Annotated in this window: 22 protein-coding genes and 1 pseudogene; 9 read left to right on the top strand and 14 right to left on the bottom strand. The window is 53.3% G+C overall.

Annotation, left to right across the window (positions count from 1 at the left end):
- Positions 1 to 138: 138 nt before the first annotated feature.
- From ACN1C3_RS14425 to ACN1C3_RS14410, 4 genes and pseudogenes are all read left to right on the top strand, one after another.
- Positions 139 to 813 carry a response regulator gene (locus tag ACN1C3_RS14425; RefSeq protein WP_419116478.1) on the top strand — a complete coding sequence of 225 codons (675 nt, stop codon included), beginning with the start codon at positions 139 to 141 and terminating at the stop codon, positions 811 to 813.
- A 2-nt stretch (positions 814 to 815) separates the two neighbouring features.
- Positions 816 to 2141, top strand: coding sequence for an ATP-binding protein (locus ACN1C3_RS14420; RefSeq protein WP_419116477.1), 1326 nt, complete (start codon positions 816 to 818; stop codon positions 2139 to 2141).
- Positions 2142 to 2245: 104 nt separating this feature from the next.
- Entirely contained in the window at positions 2246 to 2731 is a 486-nt protein-coding gene (locus ACN1C3_RS14415; RefSeq protein ID WP_419116476.1) for a GNAT family N-acetyltransferase, read from the top strand.
- Between the two features lie 23 nt (positions 2732 to 2754).
- Positions 2755 to 2859, top strand: a pseudogene (locus ACN1C3_RS14410) (MbtH family protein); the annotation flags it as partial.
- Between the two features lie 223 nt (positions 2860 to 3082).
- Here the strand turns inward: ACN1C3_RS14410 and ACN1C3_RS14405 are convergent.
- Complete coding sequence (locus ACN1C3_RS14405) at positions 3083 to 3451, bottom strand: DUF6124 family protein (protein WP_419116475.1); 369 nt, start codon at positions 3449 to 3451, stop codon at positions 3083 to 3085.
- A gap of 324 nt (positions 3452 to 3775) precedes the next feature.
- Positions 3776 to 4102, bottom strand: a complete 327-nt coding sequence (locus tag ACN1C3_RS14400) for a helix-turn-helix domain-containing protein (RefSeq protein ID WP_419116474.1) — start codon at positions 4100 to 4102, stop codon at positions 3776 to 3778.
- 269 nt (positions 4103 to 4371) lie between these two features.
- Between ACN1C3_RS14400 and ACN1C3_RS14395 the strand changes: the two genes are divergently transcribed.
- A complete protein-coding gene (locus ACN1C3_RS14395; RefSeq protein ID WP_419116473.1) occupies positions 4372 to 5067 on the top strand; it encodes an HAD-IA family hydrolase in 696 nt (231 codons plus the stop codon).
- Positions 5068 to 5147: 80 nt separating this feature from the next.
- Here ACN1C3_RS14395 and ACN1C3_RS14390 read toward each other — a convergent pair whose 3' ends face one another.
- From ACN1C3_RS14390 to ACN1C3_RS14365, 6 genes are all read right to left on the bottom strand, one after another.
- Positions 5148 to 5894: a 3-oxoacyl-ACP reductase family protein gene (locus ACN1C3_RS14390; RefSeq protein ID WP_419116472.1), complete on the bottom strand. Its 747-nt coding sequence runs from the start codon at positions 5892 to 5894 to the stop codon at positions 5148 to 5150.
- A 533-nt stretch (positions 5895 to 6427) separates the two neighbouring features.
- Positions 6428 to 8395, bottom strand: coding sequence for a hypothetical protein (locus ACN1C3_RS14385; protein ID WP_419116471.1), 1968 nt, complete (start codon positions 8393 to 8395; stop codon positions 6428 to 6430).
- Positions 8392 to 9363, bottom strand: a complete 972-nt coding sequence (locus ACN1C3_RS14380; RefSeq protein WP_419116470.1) for a TniB family NTP-binding protein — start codon at positions 9361 to 9363, stop codon at positions 8392 to 8394. The genes ACN1C3_RS14385 and ACN1C3_RS14380 overlap by 4 nt, the downstream gene beginning before the upstream one ends.
- Positions 9360 to 11249 carry a DDE-type integrase/transposase/recombinase gene (locus ACN1C3_RS14375; RefSeq protein ID WP_419116469.1) on the bottom strand — a complete coding sequence of 630 codons (1890 nt, stop codon included), beginning with the start codon at positions 11247 to 11249 and terminating at the stop codon, positions 9360 to 9362. The genes ACN1C3_RS14380 and ACN1C3_RS14375 overlap by 4 nt, the downstream gene beginning before the upstream one ends.
- Positions 11242 to 11904, bottom strand: a complete 663-nt coding sequence (locus ACN1C3_RS14370; protein WP_419116468.1) for a Tn7 transposase TnsA N-terminal domain-containing protein — start codon at positions 11902 to 11904, stop codon at positions 11242 to 11244. Before ACN1C3_RS14370 ends, ACN1C3_RS14375 begins: the two co-directional genes overlap by 8 nt.
- A gap of 303 nt (positions 11905 to 12207) precedes the next feature.
- Entirely contained in the window at positions 12208 to 13287 is a 1080-nt protein-coding gene (locus ACN1C3_RS14365) for a hypothetical protein (RefSeq protein WP_419116467.1), read from the bottom strand.
- Between the two features lie 293 nt (positions 13288 to 13580).
- On the opposite strand from ACN1C3_RS14365, the gene ACN1C3_RS14360 reads away from it, so the two are divergent.
- Entirely contained in the window at positions 13581 to 14615 is a 1035-nt protein-coding gene (locus ACN1C3_RS14360) for a hypothetical protein (RefSeq protein WP_419116466.1), read from the top strand.
- 269 nt (positions 14616 to 14884) lie between these two features.
- Here the strand turns inward: ACN1C3_RS14360 and ACN1C3_RS14355 are convergent, their stop codons facing one another.
- Positions 14885 to 15835: a DNA-binding protein gene (locus tag ACN1C3_RS14355; protein ID WP_419116465.1), complete on the bottom strand. Its 951-nt coding sequence runs from the start codon at positions 15833 to 15835 to the stop codon at positions 14885 to 14887.
- A 114-nt stretch (positions 15836 to 15949) separates the two neighbouring features.
- Between ACN1C3_RS14355 and ACN1C3_RS14350 the strand changes: the two genes are divergently transcribed.
- Both ACN1C3_RS14350 and ACN1C3_RS14345 read left to right on the top strand, forming a co-directional pair.
- Entirely contained in the window at positions 15950 to 16879 is a 930-nt protein-coding gene (locus ACN1C3_RS14350) for a site-specific integrase (protein ID WP_419116464.1), read from the top strand.
- 493 nt (positions 16880 to 17372) lie between these two features.
- Entirely contained in the window at positions 17373 to 17849 is a 477-nt protein-coding gene (locus tag ACN1C3_RS14345) for an antitoxin Xre/MbcA/ParS toxin-binding domain-containing protein (RefSeq protein WP_419116463.1), read from the top strand.
- Positions 17850 to 18164: 315 nt separating this feature from the next.
- On the opposite strand, the gene ACN1C3_RS14340 is transcribed toward ACN1C3_RS14345, so the two are convergent.
- The 4 genes from ACN1C3_RS14340 to ACN1C3_RS14325 all read right to left on the bottom strand — a co-directional run bounded on the left by ACN1C3_RS14340 (position 18165) and on the right by ACN1C3_RS14325 (position 22294).
- Positions 18165 to 18317, bottom strand: coding sequence for a hypothetical protein (locus ACN1C3_RS14340; protein ID WP_419116462.1), 153 nt, complete (start codon positions 18315 to 18317; stop codon positions 18165 to 18167).
- Between the two features lie 568 nt (positions 18318 to 18885).
- The gene (locus ACN1C3_RS14335) at positions 18886 to 19713 is read right to left on the bottom strand and encodes a helix-turn-helix domain-containing protein (protein ID WP_419116461.1); all 828 of its coding nucleotides are present in this window, start codon (positions 19711 to 19713) and stop codon (positions 18886 to 18888) included.
- 92 nt (positions 19714 to 19805) lie between these two features.
- Positions 19806 to 20534, bottom strand: coding sequence for a TorF family putative porin (locus ACN1C3_RS14330; protein WP_419116460.1), 729 nt, complete (start codon positions 20532 to 20534; stop codon positions 19806 to 19808).
- An 86-nt stretch (positions 20535 to 20620) separates the two neighbouring features.
- Positions 20621 to 22294, bottom strand: coding sequence for a carboxylesterase/lipase family protein (locus ACN1C3_RS14325; protein ID WP_419116459.1), 1674 nt, complete (start codon positions 22292 to 22294; stop codon positions 20621 to 20623).
- A gap of 325 nt (positions 22295 to 22619) precedes the next feature.
- Here ACN1C3_RS14325 and ACN1C3_RS14320 point away from each other — a divergent pair, with 325 nt between their 5' ends.
- Positions 22620 to 23240: a tyrosine-type recombinase/integrase gene (locus ACN1C3_RS14320; protein WP_419116458.1), complete on the top strand. Its 621-nt coding sequence runs from the start codon at positions 22620 to 22622 to the stop codon at positions 23238 to 23240.
- 93 nt (positions 23241 to 23333) lie between these two features.
- Here the strand turns inward: ACN1C3_RS14320 and ACN1C3_RS14315 are convergent, their stop codons facing one another.
- Positions 23334 to 23660: a hypothetical protein gene (locus ACN1C3_RS14315; protein ID WP_419116457.1), complete on the bottom strand. Its 327-nt coding sequence runs from the start codon at positions 23658 to 23660 to the stop codon at positions 23334 to 23336.
- Positions 23661 to 24015: the final 355 nt, after the last annotated feature.

Below are 24015 nucleotides of genomic sequence, written 5' to 3'. Positions count from 1 at the left end.
ATGGGTGTCGGCGATTAACCGGTGATTAACCCGTCTATCGTTGGGTTGTAGGACTTTTCCTAATGTTTGCAGAGGGCAGGGCATAATGCCCGCTTAATCCGGTACGGTCTTAATCAACGCTTTTCTACAGGGCTCACCATGCACGTACTTGTCTGTGAAGATGATGAGCTGATCGCCAGCGGTATTGTCGCCGGTCTCACCGCCCAGGGCTTGACGGTGGAGCACGTCGCCACGGCGGGCGCCGCACGGGCAATGCTGAAGGTGGCCGAGTTCGACGTCATGGTGCTCGACCTCGGCTTGCCGGACGAGGACGGCCTGAAGTTGTTGCAGCAGCTGCGCCATCAAGGGCTGGAGCTGCCGGTGCTGATTCTCACCGCGCGCGATTCGGTGACCGATCGGGTCGACGGCTTGCAGGCCGGTGCCGATGACTACCTGCTCAAGCCCTTTGACCTGCGCGAACTGGCCGCTCGCCTGCATACCCTGTTGCGCCGGGTCGCCGGGCGCAGCGTTAATCTGATCGAACATGGGCGTCTGACCTACAACCCCAGCAGTCGGGAAACCTTTTTGGCCGGCCAGCCGGTGGATCTGTCGCGGCGTGAGCAGTCGCTGTTGCAGGCGTTGTTGCACAATCGTGGGCGGGTGCTGTCCAGCGAGCAGCTGAAAGACAGCGTCTACGGCTTCAACGATGAATTGGAAAGCAACGCCCTCAACGTGCATATCCACCACCTGCGGCGCAAACTCGGTAACGGTATCGTCGAAACCGTGCGCGGTCTGGGCTATCGCCTGGGGCCGGCGGACGGTGGGGAGCAATAGCCGTGATGAGTTTGCGTTTGCGCCTGAGCCTGACCCTCGGTGTTGCCTTCGCCCTGATCTGGGCCTTGGCCGCGGCCTGGATGCTCAGTGATCTGCGCAATCAGATGATGTTTTCACTCGACCAGCGGCTGGTGGCCTCGGCACGTATGGTCGCCGGGCTGCTGGAACAACTCCCGGCGTTGCCGAGCAAAGGCGAGGGCACGCATTTCAGTGCCGAACAACTGAACATTCCCGGAGGCATGGCCTGTCAGGTCAGCTCCTTGCGCGGCGAAATTCTCGCCCGCAGCCACAGCACCCCTGAGCAAAAGCTGGAAGCCGCGAAGATGGGCTTCCATGACCAGATGATCGACGGCGCGCGTTGGCGCAGCTTTACCCTGGACAGAGGCGATCTGCGTATTACCACCGCAGACCGTCAGGTCGAGCGTGAGGCGCTGAACCTTTCGGTGCTGCTCGCAGCATCGGTACCGGTAGGCGTGGCGTTGTTGGGCTGCCTGTGCCTGCTCTGGCTGGGCATCGGCCAAGGTCTGGCGCCGCTGAACCGCATGCGCGATGCTTTGATGCGGCGCAGTGCCGATTCTCTCGAACCCTTGCAGATTCAGCCGCTGCCCAGCGAGCTGCAACCGTTGCTCGATACCCAGAATCAGCTGTTCCAGCGGATCGGCAAAACCATCGAACGCGAACGCCGTCTCACCGGTGATGCCGCCCACGAACTGCGCAGCCCGCTGACGGCGATCAAGACCCACCTGCAGGTGGCGCGGATGACCGAAGGCGCGGCGCGGGATCAGTCCTTGGCCCGGGCTGAAGAAGGCGCTGATCGTTTGCATCGAACCCTTGAGCAATTGTTGCTGCTGGCCCGGGTCGAAGGCAGCCTGTCGTTCGATGACGGGGTGCAGTGCAACGCCGAGCAGGTGGCGCGTCTGGCCATTCAGGATGCGGCCAGCGGCGATCGCCAGCGGATCAAATTGCACCTGCCCGACGACTGCTCTTGCGCACCCGTAGAAATGCCGTCCGTATTGTCGATTGCCGCCTTGCGCAACCTGTTGGACAACGCTTTGCGCCACACCCCGGGCGATGCTTCGGTCGAGCTGACGCTGGAAACCATCGGCAATCGCGTGTGCTTTCTAGTGCGTGACCATGGCCCCGGCATTGCTCAGGAAGACCTGCAGCACCTGACTCAACGCTTCTGGCGCAACGGCAAGAGCACCGGTTGCGGCCTTGGTCTGGCGATCGTGCAGGCGATTGTTCAGCGTTGCGACTGCGTTCTGCATTTTGACAGCCGACCCGACGGCCTGCGGGTCGAGCTGACCATGCCGTTGCAGTCTGTTTAAACGCTACGTCGCACAAGAAATGTAACCTCAATCCATTCGCTATTGCGGGCGTTGTGACGGTAATGTCCACCGCGCCTGACTCAATGGATTGAGGTTATAGCGCTATGGATGTACCGATAGAAATCTGCAAGGCAAAACCTGCCGATGCCGGCATTATCAGCCGGATACTCGAGCGCTCGATCAAACTGGGGTGTGCGGTCGATCACCGCAACAACCCGCACATCGTCGCTGCCTGGACGCGCAACAAAACCGTCGACCATGTTTTACCCTGGCTGACCGACCAGCGGCGGTACTTGAATGTGGCTCTGCTTCACGACAAACCGATCGGGGTCGGTATGGCCGCGGACTCTGGCCGCATAACTTTTTGTTATGTCCAGCCCGAGTGGTTTCGACGCGGTGCCGGGCTGGCGTTGGTACGTGATCTTGAAGCCTGGTTGTCAGGGCAGGGATGGACAGAAGCAACCCTGAGCAGTACCCGCACCGGCCTGGATTTTTATGCCCGGCTGGGGTACCGACAATCGGCTGAAACCTTCACCGTCGCCGGGCTTACGGCGACGCCCATGCATAAGCCATTGGCACCGCCCTCATAGAAAGCCCCTTGAAGGTGTAAAGCTCCGTCGGCAAAAGCGGTTTCAAGAAAGAATGCCTGGCCTACATCGAAGAGGTGTGGACCGACATGCGCCCCTTGAGCTTGCGCCAGAAAATGCAAGAACAGGCGGCAGTGGGCAACGGAAGTTGCCCCAACAAAAAGCCCACTGAACCTGAATGGTCAGTGGGCTTTTTGCTGAATGAGTCAGGCTTTCTACATGTATCGCCTGCCAGACCGCTATCGCGAGCAAGCTCGCTCCCACAGGTTTTGTGGTCTGACACAGATCCAATGTGGGAGCGAGCTTGCTCGCGATGGTCTTCCATTCAACAAATATTTAGCTGACAAACGCGCTCTACAACTTGACCGAATACTCTCGATCCAGCGCCTTGTCGATCAACATTAACCCCAACTCCATCAACTGCTGAATCGCCAGTGCGAGGTTGCGGTGCTTACCTTCGAGGTCATCAGAAAGGTCCAGGGCCAGGATGCTCGATGAAGAGAACGTCTCATAGGCATTGATCAACAGTGTCTGGGTGTTGATGTCCGGGGCGACGACGAAGATCTGTTCCGGACGGTCAACGCAGGCTCGAGGATTGCCAACTGGCGGCGTCAGGTAGTGATCGAGGGCACGAGGTGCGGAGTCGTGGAGTTTTTTCGAGTCGAAGGATTCGTAGGGGGAAACGTTTTCGGTTTCAGGGGGATCGGGGGTGACTTTGATCATGGTGACGCTCCTAGAGTAATGGAGCTGCCACGGTTCGCTGCGAAACGAAAGTAGGGTGGCAGCTGTACGCGGGTTCGCAGACCGGGACTCTAGGAACCCGGCAGACCCGAAGGTCTCCCACGCACAGCCGCCATAACACGAAATGACAGACATAAAAAAAGCGTCTGCTTTCGGACGGTGGACGCTATGCGCCTAGAGTTGATCCGGGCTGCGAAACCCGTTCGCTGAATTGGCAGCGACCCGCGAAGGTTAGCCGCGCACCGTGCTCAAAGCAACCCCGAAAACTTGTCGGAAAAGTCCCAATCTGCACGTTTTCTTTTGATCTTACACCTCCAGCTGATCCGCCTTGATCCCGAACGCCAATGCAATTTTCTCCCGTGTGGCGCGGCGCGGTTTGTTCACCGCTTCCTGTTGCGCAAAAGCTGGTTGTGAAATCCCCATGCGTTTTGCCACTTCTTCCTGGGTGAGGTTCAAGTGTTCGCGCCAGGCGCGAATCGGGGTGGCGCCATCCACCATGCGGCTGACCACTTCGTGCGGGATCAGATCGGCTTCGCCTTGTTGAGCCTTGTATTGCTCATAGGGAATGACGACGAAGGCCGGTTTACCGTCCGGGCCGTTGATGATTTGTACGTCAGTAGGTGCGTTCGTCACGGCTTTTCTGGACCAGTTGATTTGATTGAAGGGATGGTAATAAGTTTTTTATAAGGCTTTAAGAGGGGTTTTATAAGTAAATGTGACGAAAACCCTTGGTTTTTGCCGTGAGCCTGAAAGCCCCACGGTCGCGTCCCGAGACTCAGTTGCCCCAAACTGTTGCCGCATGTGGACCGTGCTCGTTATCCTGCTGAATCCTTTAATCGTTCAACACACTGGCCGTACCTGAGCCGCCCCTGGGATGTATTTTGATAAACGGATCAGATGCGATGAATGCACAGTTGAATGCGTTGGGCCCGATCAAGGCCGTGATTTTCGATATGGATGGTTTGTTGCTCGATACCGAGGGGATTTACACCGAGGTCACGCAGATTATTGCCGATCGTTATGGCCGGATTTTCGACTGGAGCATCAAGCAGAACATCATTGGCCGTGGGGCGGGTGATCTGGCGCGGTATGTCGTCGAGGCGCTGGATTTACCGATTACCGCCGAGGAGTTTTTGCGGGTGCGTGAGCCGCTGATGCGCGAACGTTTTCCGGGGGCGTTGGCGATGCCGGGTGCGCAGGAGCTGGTTCGGCATTTGAAGGCCCATAACATCCCGATTGCGGTGGGCACCAGTTCTTCGCGGCAGTCTTTTGGGCAGAAGACCACGTCGCACGGTGACTGGTTTGCGCTGTTCGACACCATCGTCACGGCTGACGATCCAGAGGTGGCCGCTGCCAAGCCGGCACCGGATATCTTCCTGACGGCTGCGCGGCGACTGGGCGTGGCACCGCAGGATTGCCTGGTGTTCGAAGATTCGCCCTTTGGCGTCACGGCGGCGAAAGCGGCGGGGATGACAGCAATTGCGGTGCCCGACGCGGCGATGGCGGACGCAAAGTATGCCCACGCTGACGGGATTATTCGGACGTTGAAGGCTTTCCAGCCTGGGGCGTGCGGGTTGCCAATACTTGAGTGGGCATGATCGGGAGCGGGTAATCACTGACACAGCAAAACGCCGGACAACGTGATCAAACGTTGCCCGGCGTTTTTTATGGCGATGAATCAGGCGCCAAAACCACCGTCGATGGTCAGGCTGGCACCGGTGATGTAGCCGGTTTCCGGGCCTGCCAGGTAGGCGACGAAGCTGGCGATTTCGTCGACCTTGCCGTAGCGACCGACAGCCATGTAGCCCATCAGGGTTTCAGCAAAATCGCTGTCAGCCGGGTTCATGTCGGTGTCGACCGGGCCGGGCTGCACATTATTGATGGTGATGCCTCGCGGGCCGAGGTCGCGGGACAGACCTTTGGTCAAGCCGACCAGCGCGGCTTTGCTCATGGCGTACGGGCCGCCACCGGCGAAGGGCATGCGGTCAGCGTTGGTGCTGCCGATGTTGATGATGCGGCCGCCTTCGGTCATGTGTTTGGCGGCTTCCTGAGTCGCGATGAACACGCTGCGCACGTTGATGGCCAGGGTTTGATCGAAGTCTTCTAGTTTGAAGTCTTCCAGTGGTGCGACAGCCAGCACGCCGGCGTTGTTGACCAGAATGTCCAGCCGACCAAAGGTTTCGACGGTGCTGCTGACAGCGTTGCGGATGGCGACGGCATCGGCACTGTCGGCCTTGATAGCCAAGGCTTTGCCGCCGGTCGCGGTAATGCTGTTCTGCAACTCTTCAGCCTTGGCCGTCGAGCTGACGTAGGTGAAGGCAACGGCTGCGCCTTGAGCGGCCAGGCGTTTGACGATAGCGGCGCCGATGCCGCGTGAGCCGCCCTGGACTAGAGCTACTTTGCCGCTGAGGTTCTGAGTGGTCATGTCATTCTCCAAAAGTTCAAGGCGGGCTGCCTTGTTGTTGGAGTCGAGTATCGACCTCGGATTACCCGCTGACTTCGGTGGTCATCAGAAAATAAAATTGCCTTGTTTCAGATCAATGGGTTGAGGCCCGTAGATCATTAAAGGGTAAAGAAAAAAAGCATTAGTTTATAAAAAAATAATATCCGGAGTCATTTGAAGTTAAAGTTCTGAGAGCGTCAGATATGATGTTTTTAATGATTTTATAAGTTGAAATCTGGGCATAGAAATTTGATTGAGGGTGGTTCAAAAAAGCGACTCTATGTTGCTATGGATAACGTTGAAATTTTCTTTGGAGGCGGGAGGAGAAGGAAAAGTGTACGATGATAGGGGGGAGGAGGTAAGCCAGTGAATAGAAATGTATTTATCCGCGGAAGTCCGCACATGTCTCTACAGATTGCGTGTGGGGTGAGCTTCTCATTTGGAATTGTTTAAGTAGATTGTAGTTTGCTCTGAATTGATGTATGTGTTGCATTGAAAAATAATGTCAATGTTGTCTAGTAACGAGGCGGTGGGGGGCAGTCATAAGTAGAAGTTCGTTTTTTTAGATTGCTCTTGCTCTTGCTCTTGATCGTTCCTTTGCGTTTTTTTGTTGTTGGGCGAGTGCTAAGATCATAAATGTCAGATTTGCTGTAAAGTGATTGTTTGTCTCCGTTAGAATAAAGTAGTATGCACGACGGTTTGAGGTTGAATGAATTCAGCAGTCTGTTGGTTTTATTTCGTCCACATCTAAATACTCTAGTGATCTGTTCGATGGATAGGTGTTGCTGTAAGTGGCTGTTCATAGTGTTTATGTGAGCTAATGAATAACGGGGGGTGTGATCGATAAATTCTGGTGTAATTAGCCCTGTAAGAACAAATCGATACTGTAAAAGTTTGCCTGAGATATTTAAAAATGTAGCAGCTTCATTGGTTGTGTAGCAGCACTTGTTATCTTCGGGTGTGCGCTCTGTAATAAATATAGGCTGCAGAAGCAAATCTTCCTCAGTGACGTTTTTACTCAAGTCAATTGTTTTAAAGGAGTTGTGGACGCCTTGAGTCGGAGACAGAACGATTGGGAAAAGGGAAGGGGGATTTTTCAACGCCTTCTCTAATTTATCCCAAGCGGTATGTATTATATATTGCTCGTAAACATACGGGCCGAGTTTGTCATGATTCGAAGAGATACCAAGTTGATTAAGTAAGCGAACTGTTTTTATCGGCGTTGTTTTCAGAAGATTTGAGATCTGTCCCACGAGGATGAATTTGTCGCGAAAGTGCTTTACCGAGAGTTTAGTGATTAAAGCGCGATGCCCGCTTCCTGATTTTTGATTTTGGCTGGATCTCTGTAAGTATCCCAATTCGGCTAACTGCAGTACTGTCCCGCTGCTGCATTGTAGTAGTTTGCCCGCTTCTGGTGTAGATAGATAATTTAATTCGCTGATTTCCTTTTTGGATTTAAGATGAAGTTTGCTTTCGCTTAAAAAATGGATAATCCTACAGATAGGAGTAAAACTATGATAGTAACATTTTCCTGTGGGGCGCCGATTTAGATGAAAATTTTTATAGACGAAAGATCTGTCTTTTGGCCAATCTTCCCAGTTGCCTATTGAGTAAATAATTTCATTTATGGTTAGTTGGACGTCCGCGCAGCATCGTCCGGTAAGGCATATTTTATTGAAGGTTGATTTTTCTGTAATCATGCCACCGGCGATTTCTGCTAACAGAGGGTGACCTGAAACCCAGGGTGATAAGTGCATCGTGCGTGTGAATCCAGGGTATTTCGCTACTTGTGTCGTGATCATCGTCGTTGCATGTTGCCGAACAGTGTCTAGGAGAAAGCAAGGTTTTTGTTCATTTTCAGATTGTCTTGAGTACCATATATTTTCACATATTTGTGCTATCTCGGTTATTCGTGAAAGCTGTGGTAAGTAGGTGTCAGGGCCAAATGTCTCGAGGTTCTGCTCTTGGAGTAATTTAGCGTTTTTGCATGTGGTATTTCGCCGGTCAGATCCACACTTGCAGAATAACAAATTAGCCGTTGTCCAATGTTCAGTCTGATGGCAGTCAGGGCACTTTGTGATAATTTGCGTTCTATGGATAGGGCAAATGGTTAATCCATGGATGTCTTGAAATACGGTAATAAGCTCTTCACTCAAGCATTTCGGGCAGTACGCGAAGTGATGTAGAAAATTCGAGCGGCAGACGGAAAGCTCATCAATAATCCATAGTGCAGCCTCAGTATTTTTCACCGCGTAAGTATTTGCTATGATTGATTGCTCGATTGTTGGCGTAACCATAGCTAAAATTTTCATGATAGGTGATTCTTCTGTCAATAAATCTAGTCCGTCCCCAGTACAAGGAACTTTCAGCGCCGTACACATAAGTGCGACATTTCGGTAACCGTTGTGAAGTGCTGTGCGCATTAGAACGCCTTTGGGACTTTCCCACTGCTGAGGTTTTGCAACGTAACAAAGCTTGTTCATTTTTTAGCCTTCAATAGTTGGTTGGCTTTGGCTTTTAATTCTTTATTAAGTTGTTGAGAGTTCATGCGAAAATAGTTTGGGCTACAACAAAATGCCAGGTCATCAGCAGCATTCGCAAAATCCGATATTGTCAGGATGAAGTCCCCTCGAATCAGGGCGAGTCGGAAGCTATCATGTAGCAAGTTACTTAATCTTCTAAAATTTCCCTGGGTTGCCAGGTATATGGCTTTGTAGTGGTTTGGATCCGTTAAGTGAGGGTAGCTTTTCAAACTTCCTAATCTGACAATTTCCCGTTGCAAACCTGCAAGTACACCAAGCAATACAGGTTTTGTTTGCTCTTCAGCTAAAGGAAGAGTTTTCAGGCGGGCGCGATAGGGGAAACGATCACTTAACTCTTGAATTGTATTGATAGTGCTTTCTGCTCCGGGCGATCCTGATATTAGAAACGGTATGCCTGAGTTGTTCATAAGTTTAATTAACCAGTTGCATAGCGAGTTTTTTGTTTTTGATCTGCCTTTTTCAGCAATATGGTGAAAATCATCAAATATCACCAGTTTTACTTCCATTGTAATAAGTCTTTCTATGATGATAACCTCTAGAGAGGTAACACTTTGCATGTCGTTTGGGTGCTCATTGAGAGTTCTGGCCATCACCATGGACAAGCTTCTTATCGTAGCGGATTCAGGTAGTTCAATATAAACGCAAGGACGTTTTTCTTTCACGCATTGGTCGTCCTCTACGTTATTAGCTAGTCCTAGCTGTTTTTCAATCATGTGGCATAGTCTGGTTTTTCCAACTCCGGTGGTACCTATCAACATGGCGGAAGAGGGGTCTTTTCGGTTATGTGTGGTATCGATGCATTTTGTAATCAGCCGCATGGCCTCCTGATAGTCCGGGTACCAAACCGTACAGGCGGATAGGGATTCCAAGATTTCGTTGATGTTGGTTTCTTGAGCAACATTGTTCATAACTTCTCTACCTCGAAGTTAGGGATATCCTCAACTTTATGCTGTGCATTGTCGGTCTCTGAAATATCAGTCTGGTTGTTCGCTGTCGGGTCTTTGGGTTTGGAAGCGTTTTGTTTTCTCGCCTTACTACACAGTCGACGTGTATCCCGATATTCCTCGGCCATTTGTTGTCGAAGCTCCAATAAGGCGGCGTCGGGATTACTGTCGTCGAATGTGCGACCCTCTGCCAAGTACTTCGCGTGCAAAGTCTGATGTTCTGAGAGAGTTAAATTATTTTGGTACTCAGGACGTGTGGCATACGCTCGCTCTCTCTCTCGAGGCCTATCCGGGTGCGCGATCCATATTTCGCCTAAATCTAAAGGGTTGTAATAACATATTGCCTTTTGCCCGCTTTTTAGTTTCGAACGGATTTCCTGAAGGCTCGGGCCGTACCAACTTAAGCATAAAAACTGTACTCGCCCGGCAGCGGTGATGTTGGCATACTGAACACCACGGCATAGGATATCTAGGTCTTCCTCGGAAAACTTTTCCGGCGGCAGCCGATTTTTCATTCCTCGTTCCCACGCAGTCGCCGGAGGCATATTCAACGTGCGATGCTTTCGTTGGTGGTAAACGTTCTCCAACCAGTATTCGACGTGTCGATTCAGACTCTCTACGGTGTACGCCGCTTCCCGTTCAGAATTGTAATATTTACAGTCCGAAGGATTAGACATAGTGGTTCCCGCTTGTTCATGTAACCATAGCTCAAAGGTTTCAAAAAAACGTTCTAAGCGCGCCCGTGCATTTGGCACATAGGGGGGACCTCGAGTATGAACAATGTTCAACCGATCTAAAAACTCATGGATTACGATGTTGTAAAATTCAGAGCCATTGTCGCTGTGGATTGCGTGGGGTTTGCCTCGACGACGTTCTTCGCCGATCACCGCCTGAAGTGCTTTTTTCAGTGCGCGAATGGTTTTTTCTGCACAGGGATAAGTTGCGGAAAGTTCCCAGCCAATAACGCATCGAGTCTTGATCTCTAAGATAACGGTCCAATATACGATATGTCCGAGTAGATTTCCCTCCTTATCGATAACGTCTATGTCTAACTGGTGTGTATCTATTTCAGCGAGATCCAGTACCTCGTCCGGTTCTGCGCTGAACTTGCTCGAATGATGGTGCTTTTTTACATATTCCGATCCATGCCGCGCACTATCAGCGGATAACTGGCACAATCTGGCTATCTTTCGCTGGACAGTGGACAGTGCAGGCTTCTTCAACAGTAAGGTTGAGTAACCCTCTCGGCGGCGATTAATTAACGCGATCTGGCCGCAGACATAGCTATGTATGCTTTTTACTTTTGCTGGCGGCGTTCTGAAATACCACAGATTAATCATTTCTTGGATTATCGCCTCAACTTCTAGATCTAGGCGCTTACCACGCGGCGCCGAACTATGTTCCTTCAGTAAACAAAATCGATCGCAGTTATGCTCAAGATAGCGCTTAGACCATTTGTACAGCGAGTTGTAGCAGGGGGGGGAGGGGTCATTTATTTCCTTTTTGAGTTTAAGAATTAGTGCTTTTGTTGCCTGTTCAGGAAGGGACCCTCCTAGTTGTTTTAGCGCCGCATCGACATAAAAGTGTTTTCGCTTGGCGGCGATGACCTGAGGGTCTTCTGGATTGAGAAAAGCTAAGGCCTTGGATCCCGCCCCTGGCGGGCGTGCGAATTGGACGATGTTTCGATGGGCCAGATCCCTAACTAGTGAACTGACTGTCATGGATAGGGTATAAAGGCGCTCCAAGTCCCTTAGGGTCACCAGTTCCTCGTCGACATAGATGACCTCCATGGTCCGGCCATTAATGATGTATTGGCTGCCGACCGCAATGTCTAATAGGTTTTCATTCATGAGAGAGGGCCGGATTGACTACGAGGTCCAACGTCAAGCGCTGGGTTAAATCAGCGATCAATCGTCCTGTGAATAGGTTGTAGCAAATGGTTCCGATGTCCGGAGCGGCGCGATCCTGCATCAGATCGCCCAACGTCGTTGGCCAACTACGCTTTTGCAAATAGTGAAAGAAGTACATTTGCTGTTGTTCGTTGTAAGGCCTTATTCGACTGTACAGGTCTTTGAGAGTCTGAAATTTCGGCGAACCGGTGATACTCTGCTGGTCGCAGCGGTGAAAGGCCCAACCTTCCTGAATGCAAAGCGCATTGAAGCTGTCCATTTTGTCCAGTCGACTTAACCGTTGTTTGTTTAAATCGTACTTTACCTCCGTAAAGTAGCTGTCACCGTGCGTGAGTACGACGAGGAAGTCCGGCGTATATACATATTGCTGATCGTCATCAAACCAGGTAAAGGTATGCGGCTGCGTGTAGTATTTGACGACCTGGGCGTCGTACTCCAACCAAATGCAATAGGCCGATTCCAGCACCGCATCACACTCCATCGAATGGCCATTCTTCAAGGATGGAAAAACCGAGATGAAATTTTGCCGTCGCCGCCGGATGGATTTACGTGCAGGCCCGTCGTCGAGGTTGATTTTTCCTGACGTGATGATCATCTTGCGATCTCCCGCTGCAGAGCTTCGTTAAACGACAGTTTGGTTTTTAGCCAAGAGCTTTTACCCAGGCCACTAAGTGTTCGATGTGGCTCACGAGGGGCGCTTGTGCTAAGTAAGTCCTTCACTCTGAATTACGATCCGAGTTGCCATTGTTTGTTTTGGGTGAGTCAGAGTTCCTTGGAGCACGTAAAGTCGAGAGCAGTGTGCGAGTACATGCTCTTTTTCCATGCTTATTAAATCAATCTGTATCTTTACGCTAGTGTGTTCGCTTACGTTTCTCGAACTTAGAATGGTTGTGACGGTTCACCATTTCAACTTTGTTTCCGATGGGCGGCGCGGCTGGCCTAATTTTATATAGATAGTATGGTTAGGGGGGGAGGCGCATTTTATTCCTGATAATACTCCGGTTCTACTCGATTTCATTTCGAGTTCGCGAAGTATCCGGTACAAAGTGCTGCGGCTGGGTACCTTGACTTGGTCACTGACAATAAGTAATTGATTGCGGCGCGTAAGTTCCATGACGATGACTCGAACCACTGCGCTGTAACGAGAACGCACTGGGTAGATCCAGTTCGCATTGGCGTGGTGCCTCACGATATCTTGAACCATTTTCGGTTGGCGATCGATCCGCTGGCGCCTTGGAGCGTTTTTTGTGAAGCCCCTAGCAATCCTCTGTGCTGAAGTCTGGTGTGCGGGTATGGAGATTGCCTGTGGCTCGCGGAAATGTTGTGGTGGGTAGCGCGATGGTGCATCCGCACGTAGCTCAGCGTACCCGTCAGCAAATTCCGTCGAACACAGCAAAGCAGATCCTTTTCGAAAATCGACTACCTCAAAGTCGGTACCACGGTACTTGTAGCGTTGTGCAACTCGAGCATGCATGGATACCCAAGCAAACACTGTTTCAAACGTCAAGTGTGCGGCCATGAGGGTGGCTTGCTTGAGCGTCGCGCCGGAAAAATATCGGCATGCAACGATGTTGGAGGAGCGGAGCTCCGTCGCCGTCGTCATGTAGTACGGGCCACTTAGGCGGGTATCAACGTTCTTCAGTTTTATGTCCATGAAGGGGGTTTCGATTTTGATCGTTGTCGGGGTAAAGAACGGCGTGCAGGTGCGTGGGTTCCTGATCCACAGAGGTTGAGTACGATCGAAGTGCCTCTCATGTGAGAGCGAATGACGCGATAGCAGGTTCGGTGGCGCTGACAATGCGTTGAAGTCTATCTGGCTGTCGACGATCCGACGGTTCCGGCGCAACTGGCCGTTATCGCTCCTAAAGCGATCATCCCGTACCACGGGGTTTGGTTGTAACAGACGTTGTCTTGTCACTTGACGCAGAAGCTTTGGCTTCAAACGTTTATTCGGCAGAAATAGGTATGTGATCTTCATTTCCGTACTCCGTCGCCAATATGGGGCACCGCCTCCTTGTGGTAGGTGTCGCCATTATCAGCCGTAAACTCCATCGACCCAAAAGATTGTTTTTCTGGAAAATGCACAAACTCGTGGACCTAAGCGGTGTGCTAGACATATATATGTTTTTTTTATATGTGGTGGATGGTTCTATTACATAATAATTACGTATTACCTGTTATGTCGTTTAGTTATTTACTAGATAACGAAGCGTTCTGTGGCCTGTTTTGGCTCGGTGTTTAATCAGGTTAAAATTTATGTAGTATCACTACATGATGAAAGACCCTGACAGAGCGGCAAATAAGCTAGATCTGCGCCCGTATCGAAAGGCGATCAACCGCGTACGAGCGATCGTATTTATCAATACCTTAATCATTGCCGCCAAAATCAAGCGCGAACCTAGCTCACTCATGCGCTGGGGGCAGGACTTCGAGCGACAGTTTTTGGGGTTTAGGTGCGATGATCCGAGTACGAAATGGAGGCGTTACTTGCGCGGTGTTTTAGTCGCGCCAAGTTTACGAGCTGCCCTGTGCAAACGCTTCACTATCGTATTTATGGTGCTAATAAACCCATTGTGGGTGGTGTTGTTCCAACTGGAGGCGTTTTCGCACGAATTAGACAAGCTTGTACGACTCGGTACGGGCAAACTTGAATGGCGCAAACTGCATGAACGCAACCGGCGCACACGGGAAAGGTTGGCTGGAAGCATCCAGACTGATGACCATTACCTGGACAAGTGCTCGCTCAAGCACTGGCAGCCGATCGCATATAGTGATTGGCGATGTTTGTGTTTTGCGCTCGTTATCCTTTGGAGCCGCTCGTCTCGTTTGGAAGCGCAGCGGGTTTGGCTGAGTCGGCGCTTTTCCCAGATTTTTTTGTTGATGTGCCTACATCCTGAGATGACGGGAGCCACGCGCTTGTTGTTTCAGATCGTGGATCGTCTGATTCGTCAGGTCGTTCTTTGCCCTGTTCGCGGTTGGCCAAGTAGTCTGCAGCAGTTCAAGCGCCGATTGAAAAATCTACGTCGCCTTGTTCGCGCACTTCAGCGGCAATGTGGAATGACGGAGAATCAAGCATTAAAAATGGTGCACGCTATGTTCATTGATTTGGACAATGTGGTACCGCGTCTGACAGACCAAGAGGTGTGCGCACCACGCACGCCCATCAATTTTTGTTCACCAGAATTAGCCCCGCTATTCAAGCGATGTCGCAAACAGATGCGCAGGAAAAATGGAAGGTACTTTTGCTTCAAATGGTGGAAGCTGGATGTTAAAGCGGTGCAGGGTTGGAAAATATCCACAATCTAATTGGCGGTTGACCAAATCGCTGCTGCAGCGATAGATGGCGCGCTCGGTGGTGTTAATCTGCGCAAGGTGTGCACTCCAGCTGCGTAGTGTCTGCCGTTCTGCCGTTCGAAGTGGGATTCAGGCGCTGCGTGTCGCGTGTTCACGCCCTCTCAATCTGAACGTGTTATTCAGCGTTCTGATTAACAAGCGAGGCGCGAGCTCGGCAATCAAGTGGTGTACACAGATGCGGCGTATCTTTCGCGACCGATAACCGAGTGGAATGCCCCGTTTTAGGCGGGAGGCGCCAATTGACTCAGGAGGGTTCGCAGCGTCTCAATCTGACGTGTCTGTTCGCGCAACTGCCGCCGGTTTTCGCGGTGTTGCAGCAGATAAGGTTTCACCCGCTCCCGCAATACCGCTTGGTCGGTCAGCGTTTGGCGTAACTGTTCGTTCAACGTGTCGTTGGTGTGCTGACTGTCACGAACAGTCTTGGCCTGTTGTCGAAGCTGCTCCTGCTGCGCACGGTGTTCATTGAGCAAGCGTTCGTGCTCGCGGTACACAGTGACCAACTCTTCCTGTTTGGCCAGTTGCACGTTCTGCAAGGACCGCAGTTCCTGGCGTAACTGATTAGTCTGCTCGTCGTGCCGACGCAGTTCCTGCCTACGCTGAGCCAGTTGCTCCTGTCGATAATGCTCCAGCCCTTCTCGAGCATGTTGGTGTTTGTCCTCCAGTGATTGCAGCCGATTGGCTCGCTCTTCAAGTAGCTGTTGCTGGCCCGTCACCAGCTGTCGCAATTGCTGACGCTCTCCTTCACCGTCTTGCAGTTGCTCGCGCAGTTGCCGTTCGCACTGTCGCTGCTGTTCCAGTTCGCCAGTGAGGCGGGTGATGGTGGACAGTGCTTGTTCAAGACGTTCGCGTAGCTGCACGCGTTCTTGTGTATAGCTGACCTGCTGGCGGTCGAGGTACTCGCGCTCTTCGGCCACAGCGTCCTGCGCTTGCTGGGTCAGGCGTTCGGCTAGACTACTGACCAGGGTGAGCAGTTCATCACTGACGCTCGGTGGCGTTTCTTGATTGGCGGCGTGGCTGCCGTTGAGTTCCTTCAAGTACCGTTGAATGGTGCTTTTCGAACCGGTGTTGCCCAACTCGACCCGCACCAGGTCGATGCTCGGATGCAGCCCCCGAGCCAGCAGGGCGTCACGCGCCGCGTGCACCAGAGCTTTGTTGATACCGCCGCGGGCCATGTCAGGAGCTCCTGTAGGATTCCCGGTAATTATGCAGTATGGCGCATGGTGGCTGACTTGCCTGGCTTGGACTTTAGTCGGGTACCCACCCGCAGTTGGAAGGAGGGCACTCGTATGGCGACGACGGCAGAGCGTTACCTGCAGGCCGCGCGCCGGGAAAGTACGACGCGGCGCTACCAGCAAGCCTTGGCCCATTACGAAGCGGGGTGGGGCGGTTTTCTGCCGGCGTCCAGTGAAAGCATCGTGCGGTATCTGGCTGAGCACGGCGAAACCCTGTCCATCAGCACCTTACGCGGCCATCTGGCGGCTCTGGCGCGTTGGCACCTGAGTCACGGTTTTGTCGACCCGACCAAAGCCCCACAAGTGCGTGACGTGCTGCGCGGCATTCAGGCCTTGCACCCGCGGCCAGTGCGTCAGGCCGAACCCTTGCAATTGCGAGAGTTGGAGCAGTGCGTGGCGGCCCTGCAGCTGGAAGAGGCGTCACCCAACCTGACGCTGCGTTTGCGTGCCTGTCGCGATCGGGCCTTGCTGTTGTTGGGCTTTTGGCGCGCCTTTCGCAGCGACGATCTGTGTCGCCTGCGGATTGAGACCAATCAGTTGGTGGTGGGCGAAGGCTTGACCCTGTTTCTGTCCAGCAGCAAATCCGACCGTGAGCATCAGGGCCGCACGGTCAGTGTGCCGGCGTTAAAACGGCTGTGTCCGGTGCAGGCGTACGAGGAGTGGTTGAGCCTCAGTCAATTGCAGGCGGGACCGGTATTTTGCAGCATCGATCGCTGGGGCCATCTGGCCCCGACCGCCTTGCACCCCTACAGCGTGTCACGGGTGTTACGCCGGGCCCTGACCCGCAGTGGCATCGCGGGGGAACGCTACAGCGGTCATTCGTTACGCCGCGGCTTTGCCACCTGGGCCACGCGCAACCAATGGAGCCCGAAAGCCTTGATGGAGTATGTCGGCTGGCGCGACGTGCATACCGCCCTGCGTTATGTGGACGCCGGTGAGTCCTTTGGCGACTGGCGACGCGACAACGCCACCGAGTCGAAATGACTGCGCAAGCGACTATTTCGTACCGAGATACAGGCCATGTTATTACACCTGTACAGCACCACCATTGATCGAGCACGCGGTCGAATTCTAAGGTTTGAGAAGACAAGATTCTCAAACCTCAGTGCGTTTTATTGCCCGGTGGTCTTGATTTTCGGTACGCCGAGGCGGAGAGGGGGGGATTCACGAAAAGCCCGGGCCGATCCCAGAGATAGACTCAATGGGCCGTCTTGGTAGGTGTAGGCTGTAGATGATTTACCGGGCAAAAAAACGTCGTCGGAAGTCATCAGCATAGAGCGGCTGGACCATGCACCGCGCGTGCGAGGCGGAGAGCATGATGCTGCCGAACGAGCGCCCCCGCGCGCTGATTCAGACTCGAGACTTTCTGATGGGGCTTGCAGAAAAATTCTGCGCTTTCAGATTCAATTCCACGTCAGGCTTAGAGGGGCGTTAGCTCATATTCCATTTGATGAGCAAGCAATTGGAGGAAGCGTTGATGAGTACTTCAACTGTGGCTCGAGGTCCGGCAAAAAAGAAAAACGTCTCTCGAGAGGTGGCGATCGCTGCCTTTTGGCGATTCAGTTCCCATCGAGAGTCGCTGATGGATTCTGAGAGGCTGCACCAAATAAAAGTAGGGTTTCCCGCTGACCTCATCCAGGTTGTTCGTTTGGCCTTCGACCTTCAAGACCGCCACTTGGAAACGCTGCTTAATGCATCAATTTCGACCCTTGAAAGGCGACGGCGAGAGCAAAAGAACCTTGATCCTGTCGCCTCCGAGCGTTTGGACAGAATTGCTACGCTCAGTCGCTTGGCCGAGGCGATATTTGAGACACAAGTGACAGCCACACAGTGGATGTCGGCGCCGAATAAAGCGCTCGGTGGGACGGCACCGATCATGCTCTGCGAAACAGAGATAGGAGCTAAACAAGTTCGTCGTATTCTTCAGGCCCTTGAGTGGGGTGGTGCAACCTGATGGAAGGCGTTGGCAATCAGCTAGGGCGAAATGTGCGACCGGTCTTCGGGGATTCATCCTTGGAAATCCGACGGGTCGGTATTGCCATGGTCGACCAACCACTGCCAGTCGAGTGTTGAGAGAAAAACGAAAGTTTCATCGAGACCCGCTTACGCGGCGTCAGCTAAATGACTGGGCAGGTACTGATTTTCGGCTTTTCCTTTAGGGGGACGCTGGAGCGTGTTTGTCTAACGGTTTCGATTATAGGTGCGACTCGTTGCACCGCACGTGAGGGCTGTATGACGCTACGCTCTAGAACACCATTCACAAGGTACCTCAGTTATGTTTACAACCTTCAGCTGTAGCCAAGCTCGCCGGCGACTCCGACGCCTTTTTGCGCTGGTCGCCCAGGGTCACAGTTTCGTCATAACCAAGAACGGGCGAGCAATTTGTAGGTTGGAGGGCACCGAAGCGATTCAGCTTGATCATGGCACCTCCTACAAGGCCTCATTGTGATGCCTACTAGACGTATCTACGCAACTTGGGAGTAACCGCCCGTCCAGCTCACCTTGCATAGTTTAAGGTGAGTTCCCACTTGCGCCGTAAGCCCAACCTTCCCTAGCCAATCTAGAGCTGTTTAACGTATTCGCTCAGAGCAGATGAGATTGACAGCCGATTCTGCCTGTCGCCACCATCTCTTTGGGTCGACTTCGACTACTCGTGATACCGAGAAACCAAATGACGACGCGGCTCATCGCGCGCTGATTGATGCGTCGCATTGCTTCTCCGCATTGCACTTAAATATCAGCTCTAAGGGAAAGGAATCTTTTCTCTAAATACATAAAACACCCGCAAGGACAAAAATTCTTTACTTAATCCTAAAGCTCTATGCGCAACGTAAGCTGCGCGCCCAGATACGAAATTCAGTCACTGAACCACCCGAATGCATCGAAATTTACCAGTATTCCCACAATAAAGACCGGCAAAGAACGGCCAAAAGGGGACAGTCATGCGACCGTCTCAGTTGACGCAAAAATGCTGCGTCCGCTTGCCCGCCTCAACCGCAACTCCTGAATCGACCGCTGTCATACTGGCCGCTCTTCGCCAAGCAACTCACTGTGTGCAACGAAACACTCGATAGGGATTTGCGCGACCCGAAATAATGGCTCAACGCTCTGTACCCATGAGAGTCATCGTAGAAACCTGCGAAGTGAATGGCCTCCCCGGTGCCTTGGGATAACAAGCCTTCCGTCGCCTCGCATACATAGCACACCATGCTGTGAAGCTGCCTCCAGGCCTTGTACTTGGACAACGTCATCCCTGCCTGCTGCTTGAACAGCTGCCGCAGGTGATCGGGAGAAAGATTGGCAATTCGGCTCAATGGCTTCAGGCTTAGACGCCCTTCTGTATCGCTGGCGATGGTGCTGGCAACCCGTAGCAAGCGTTCATCGACACCGACAGGAGACAGCATTCCTCTGATCTCCGTTTGACAACTTTCCATCCAGTCGACCACCGCGGATCGTGGGATATTCCCAGAACAGAGGTTGTCGAAGAGCAGATCATTCCAAGGCAGCATTCCGGGAACTGGCCACAGCGCCATTACCTGTTCCCCCAGTGATCGTTGGATACCCACCCCTTCTGCGCTGAGCGGATCGAAGTAGATGATTACCAGACCATCCCCGGCCGCGGAACTCCACCGGCCACTCGCATGCAGTAGTCCGGCCGAATCGATCAGCCGGCCATCATCCATCTCGCAGCGCAGGCAGGTGCCCGGGCGACTGAGGATCAGGCAGGGTGCCACCATTTCCGAGCGATCGAAGCCGCCCGGTCCGGCATACATCATCCAGCCCTCGCTCACATAGACGCACTGTGTCTCGCTGTGCATGGAAATCGCTCGATATGATATTGGCAAAGCCAAGCATTTTATTGGGTCCCAGCGACAGACCGGTGACGACAGAACCATCGCGTGGGATTCACTCAGAAGGACTTGCTGACACCTATCAGTACACTCGCACTGCAAAGATCATCGTAGCCCGTTAATGATTGACACTCGGTCCGGGAGAGATCGGTACCCACCAGACCTGCGCTCCAGGTAACGCCAGCGTAGTCGCGGTAAAGCCTCACCTCCCATTCGTCGTAGCGCGATCTGCCCTTGCCACTGCTGGACTGGATGATGTCATCTTTGTAATCCATCAGCCCGTAGCGCAGGTTCAGGTGGGTCTTTTCGTTCAGAGGCAGTTCGTAAGCGACATAGCTGTAGAGATTGCTCTGATTCCCGAGCAGGTCGTCCGAGTACGCGGCGGTCAGCTCCAGATCATGGAATTTGAGTCTGGCGTAGGTGGCAGTCTGGTTGAACAGACTGTCCTTGGGATAGACGTACTTGATGTAGCCCAGATCAACGGACAGATCGTCGCTCAAGGGTACGTACCAGCCCGCATAGAGGTCCTGCTCAATCCGCGTCTTTGTACCTTCACCGAAATTGACGGACGAACCCCATGCGCCGGCATAGAAGCCGACCGGGGTGGACAAGGTGACTCCAGCCTGGGCAGCTGGATCCCCCAGGGTTTGCGAGATACCCTTCGAACGGTAGTCGTTGATGGCGGTCAACTCCAGGCTCAGGTCATAGCCATTTCCCAAGGGAAGCGCCGAAGCGCGCAGAGCGACCAAACTCAAGAGAACAACAATCACCGCGTTGGCTGCCTTCATCAGCAATCCTCTATTCTTATTTTTGTGAGGTGAAATGCCCCGCCGACTGAGCGATCCGCGGGGTGTGGCTGGGATGGAAAGAGCCGTCAGAGCCCGTCGGGAAAAAGTCCGAACGGCCAATTCGCCCAAGCTTGGCGACGGGATGCATCGGGGTCGACTTTGGTCCCGGACGTGGTGCTCCAGAGCATGGTCTGGCGAGAGCTGGAGTCGTATCGGGGCCAGTGCGGCACCGCTTTACCGTTCGGATTGCCCGTGCGCGCAAAGTTAGTCCAGGCGTCCATCATCTGGCTGGCGAGCAGTTGCTCTTCCTGACGCCGGGCGTTGCCGAGCTTTCCACCGCCTGGCACCCAATCGAGGTCCAAGGTGCCGAAGACGAAAGGCAGCTCCAGCGCATGGGTTGCCCCCAAGTCCGGTTGACCGGACTCCAAGAAACCCAGCGGGACCTTCCACTGGAATCGGTACAGGTAGGTATTGGGGTTGTGAGTAGCCTGCATCTCTGCCAGCCGAGTCATCGGCTGGATCATCACAAAATCGTCGTTTTGTGCCTGGCGAATCAACGACTGATCCCGCGTCTTCAGACTTTCGGCATAGAGCGCATCCAGGCTTGCAGGCGCTAGAGCCTGGTCGAGGTGGCTGCGTAGTTCGTCCGGGATGATGGGGGCAGCAGGCCCCAGGTCGGTCTGCTCCGTGAAGGGGTTGCGCTGCTTGCTGTCATATAGGCTCCAGTAGTTCATCTCGTTCTGGTTGGCACCGACCATGAGGTCGATACCTTTCGCATGCCCGACCGGGATGAGCTGGTTGGGGTTGCCGATGACCAGTTGCCCGTCCCGGTACGGCGCGAACAGGCTGTCGCCGTGCTCGGCATTGAGCGTTGCCGCTGTCTGTTGGCTCAGCAACTCCAGCGAAGATGCCTTGAGCAATTGCGTCAGCGTTTTCAGTTTTCCCGAGTTGCCGATCATTGCCGCAGCCGAAAAGGCAAAGTCACGGGTATGGATCAGGTTCACCCCGCCACTCTGCGCGATGGCCCGGTGGAACAGGCTTTCAGGATTGGCCGTCGCCAACAGCGCGGTGATGGAAATGCTGCCCGCCGACTCACCGAACACCGTGATGTTGTCGGGGTCGCCACCGAAAGCCTGGGCGTTGCGCTTCACCCACTCGAGCGCGGCAATCTGGTCACGCAAACCGTTGTTACCACTGCCCATATAGCTCGGATCGAGCTGGCCCAGCTCCATAAAGCCGAACAGGCCGACTCGATAGTTCAAGGCCACGACCACCACATCACGGCTGGCCAGGTGCTGCCCTGTATAGAAGTCGGACGATCCATTCCCCACTAAGAAGGCGCCACCGGGGATGAACACCATTACCGGACGCTTTTTGCCATCCACGGCCGGCGTCCAGACATTCAGGTGCAGGCAGTCCTCGTTCTCATAGACCTCCAACGTTTCACCCGAGACCCCATCGGTGTGAACGCTGGGCGCATAAGGGTAACGTTCCAGCGGATCCTTGACCTGCGGGCAAGTGGAACGGAATCGCGTTGTCTCCAGAGTGCCCTGCCACTTCTCGACAGGTTGCGGCGGGCGGAAACGCAAGACACCCATTGGCGGTGCAGCATAGGGGATTCCCTTGAATGCTAGCCCCGCTCCCTCGCGAATCCCCTGGACCATTCCCCCCTCGGTCACCGCGCACAGCGCGCAAGGCTCAGCGGCCAATAACCTGCCGCTACCCAGCAGACTCGCCACGACCACGGCAAGCGCTGCCATTGATCTTCTTATTGTCATACAACCTCCGGTTCAAATTGATGAACCGAAGGATGTGACGAGCGGGAATGCTCGTCTTGTACGAAACGGGGATTGAACCTCGGTAGGTTGCAGCAAGCCGTATGGTGGATTGGGCCTTGCACTCACCTCGACGACGACCGGCCGCAATAGCCGTTGAATCGTCCATCATCAAGGTGATTTGGCGAGACCTTAATGGTGAAATTCAGCACAGCAGCCGCATGAACGAACGACTGCTTTGGGTCGGATCGCGACCACCACGCACTGTGACTGATCCACCCTTGTCCTCCCACAGCGTGGAGGACAAGCCATGAATACTATAGCTACATACAGCCACCAGCCTTGGAACAAGGGAAAGCTTGTCGGGCAGAAAGCTCCGCTCCGAGTCAGAGATATCTGGGCCATCCGGGTCAGACTCCAGCTCGCGGAGAAGACACGGGATCTGGCTCTCTTCAACTTGGCTATCGACAGCAAGCTGCGTGCCTGTGACTTAACCAAGCTGCGAGTACGAGATATAGCCCATGGAGAACATGTGTCATCACGGGCCATCGTGATGCAGCAGAAAACTCAGCACCCTGTGCAATTTGAAATCACTGAGCAAACCCGAACGGTTCTGGAGGCTTGGATGTATCAGGCCCACCTCCGTGGTGAGGATTTCTTGTTTCCGACCCGGTTGCACGGCTCAGATCATCTCTCCACCAGGCAATACGCTCGAATAGTCAAAGCGTGGGTGACATCCATTGGCCTTGACCCAACCATGTACGGTACTCACACGCTACGGAGAACCAAGGCATCGCTGATCTATCGCAGGACGAAGAACCTTCGAGCTGTCCAACTCCTGCTTGGTCATACGAAGCTTGAAAGCACCGTCAGATACCTAGGAATCGAGGTCGATGACGCCCTGGAAATGGCAGAACAGACGGAAGTCTGACCACCCGCTGCGACGGTCGATGCTAGACCGTCGCTGTCCAGCCAAAGGAGCCAGTCGCGAGCGTGCTGATCGGTCAGTGAGCTTTGGTCTTGTTCACGGTTTCTCTGTCGATCTTCCGCCGTCGTTGAAAAAATCATCCGTCGCAACCATGCCGAAATTGTCAGTGAGTTTACCCTTGTCATTTTCACTGAACATCGTTTGGGTACGCCGTTCTTGCTTAAGGCTGGCGACTGTCTGAAAAAAGCAGTGCTCACACAGGTGTATCTCATAGCGCTCACCATCGTGGGCCGAGCCATATCCCCAATGGGCCTGCAACAAGGCATATTGGAGGCCATTGCCCACGACGCGAGTACTATCGAGACAGACATCGCACAGGACGTCGCTGACGATCTCGACTTCTCTCTTTTCTTTAACCTTCATCATTACCTCCCGTGGTCATGACAAACCACTTGGGAAGCATACTAGACGCAAGACAACGACAAAACACTGCCCATGGGAAGCCGTTCGCACCGCATTCTTTCCAGCTTTGTGCCCCTGCGATCACGGATCGCCGCCTTATGGCTTGGCCGGCGCTAACGACCCAGGCTGTGTAAAAACGCAGGCACCGTTTTGAAGTCTGCGTTGCTACGTAAAATCTGCCAGTGCTTGGTTAATCAGCAGACCTGAAATTTGCGTAGGAACGCGATTTTCGTTCTGGTTTTGACCGTAAAACCTACTCTAAAACGTTTTCACACAGCCTGGACCCAAAGCGGACGGTGGCGACAGGTAACCCAAA

Origin of the sequence: Pseudomonas sp. H11T01 (assembly GCF_048515765.1) — a bacterium.
GTDB lineage: Bacteria > Pseudomonadota > Gammaproteobacteria > Pseudomonadales > Pseudomonadaceae > Aquipseudomonas.
This window is presented reverse-complemented; position numbering and strand designations above follow the sequence as displayed.

Coding starts and splice junctions, on each gene's coding strand:
- ACN1C3_RS14425 (WP_419116478.1), top strand. CDS start 139: ATGCACGTACTTGTCTGTGAAGATGATGAGCTGATCGCCAGCGGTATT.
- ACN1C3_RS14415 (WP_419116476.1), top strand. CDS start 2,246: ATGGATGTACCGATAGAAATCTGCAAGGCAAAACCTGCCGATGCCGGC.
- ACN1C3_RS14405 (WP_419116475.1), bottom strand. CDS start 3,451: ATGATCAAAGTCACCCCCGATCCCCCTGAAACCGAAAACGTTTCCCCC.
- ACN1C3_RS14395 (WP_419116473.1), top strand. CDS start 4,372: ATGAATGCACAGTTGAATGCGTTGGGCCCGATCAAGGCCGTGATTTTC.
- ACN1C3_RS14390 (WP_419116472.1), bottom strand. CDS start 5,894: ATGACCACTCAGAACCTCAGCGGCAAAGTAGCTCTAGTCCAGGGCGGC.
- ACN1C3_RS14385 (WP_419116471.1), bottom strand. CDS start 8,395: ATGAACAAGCTTTGTTACGTTGCAAAACCTCAGCAGTGGGAAAGTCCC.
- ACN1C3_RS14380 (WP_419116470.1), bottom strand. CDS start 9,363: ATGAACAATGTTGCTCAAGAAACCAACATCAACGAAATCTTGGAATCC.
- ACN1C3_RS14375 (WP_419116469.1), bottom strand. CDS start 11,249: ATGAATGAAAACCTATTAGACATTGCGGTCGGCAGCCAATACATCATT.
- ACN1C3_RS14370 (WP_419116468.1), bottom strand. CDS start 11,904: ATGATCATCACGTCAGGAAAAATCAACCTCGACGACGGGCCTGCACGT.
- ACN1C3_RS14365 (WP_419116467.1), bottom strand. CDS start 13,287: ATGAAGATCACATACCTATTTCTGCCGAATAAACGTTTGAAGCCAAAG.
- ACN1C3_RS14360 (WP_419116466.1), top strand. CDS start 13,581: ATGATGAAAGACCCTGACAGAGCGGCAAATAAGCTAGATCTGCGCCCG.
- ACN1C3_RS14355 (WP_419116465.1), bottom strand. CDS start 15,835: ATGGCCCGCGGCGGTATCAACAAAGCTCTGGTGCACGCGGCGCGTGAC.
- ACN1C3_RS14350 (WP_419116464.1), top strand. CDS start 15,950: ATGGCGACGACGGCAGAGCGTTACCTGCAGGCCGCGCGCCGGGAAAGT.
- ACN1C3_RS14345 (WP_419116463.1), top strand. CDS start 17,373: ATGAGTACTTCAACTGTGGCTCGAGGTCCGGCAAAAAAGAAAAACGTC.
- ACN1C3_RS14340 (WP_419116462.1), bottom strand. CDS start 18,317: ATGATCAAGCTGAATCGCTTCGGTGCCCTCCAACCTACAAATTGCTCG.
- ACN1C3_RS14335 (WP_419116461.1), bottom strand. CDS start 19,713: ATGCACAGCGAGACACAGTGCGTCTATGTGAGCGAGGGCTGGATGATG.
- ACN1C3_RS14330 (WP_419116460.1), bottom strand. CDS start 20,534: ATGAAGGCAGCCAACGCGGTGATTGTTGTTCTCTTGAGTTTGGTCGCT.
- ACN1C3_RS14325 (WP_419116459.1), bottom strand. CDS start 22,294: ATGGCAGCGCTTGCCGTGGTCGTGGCGAGTCTGCTGGGTAGCGGCAGG.
- ACN1C3_RS14320 (WP_419116458.1), top strand. CDS start 22,620: ATGAATACTATAGCTACATACAGCCACCAGCCTTGGAACAAGGGAAAG.
- ACN1C3_RS14315 (WP_419116457.1), bottom strand. CDS start 23,660: ATGAAGGTTAAAGAAAAGAGAGAAGTCGAGATCGTCAGCGACGTCCTG.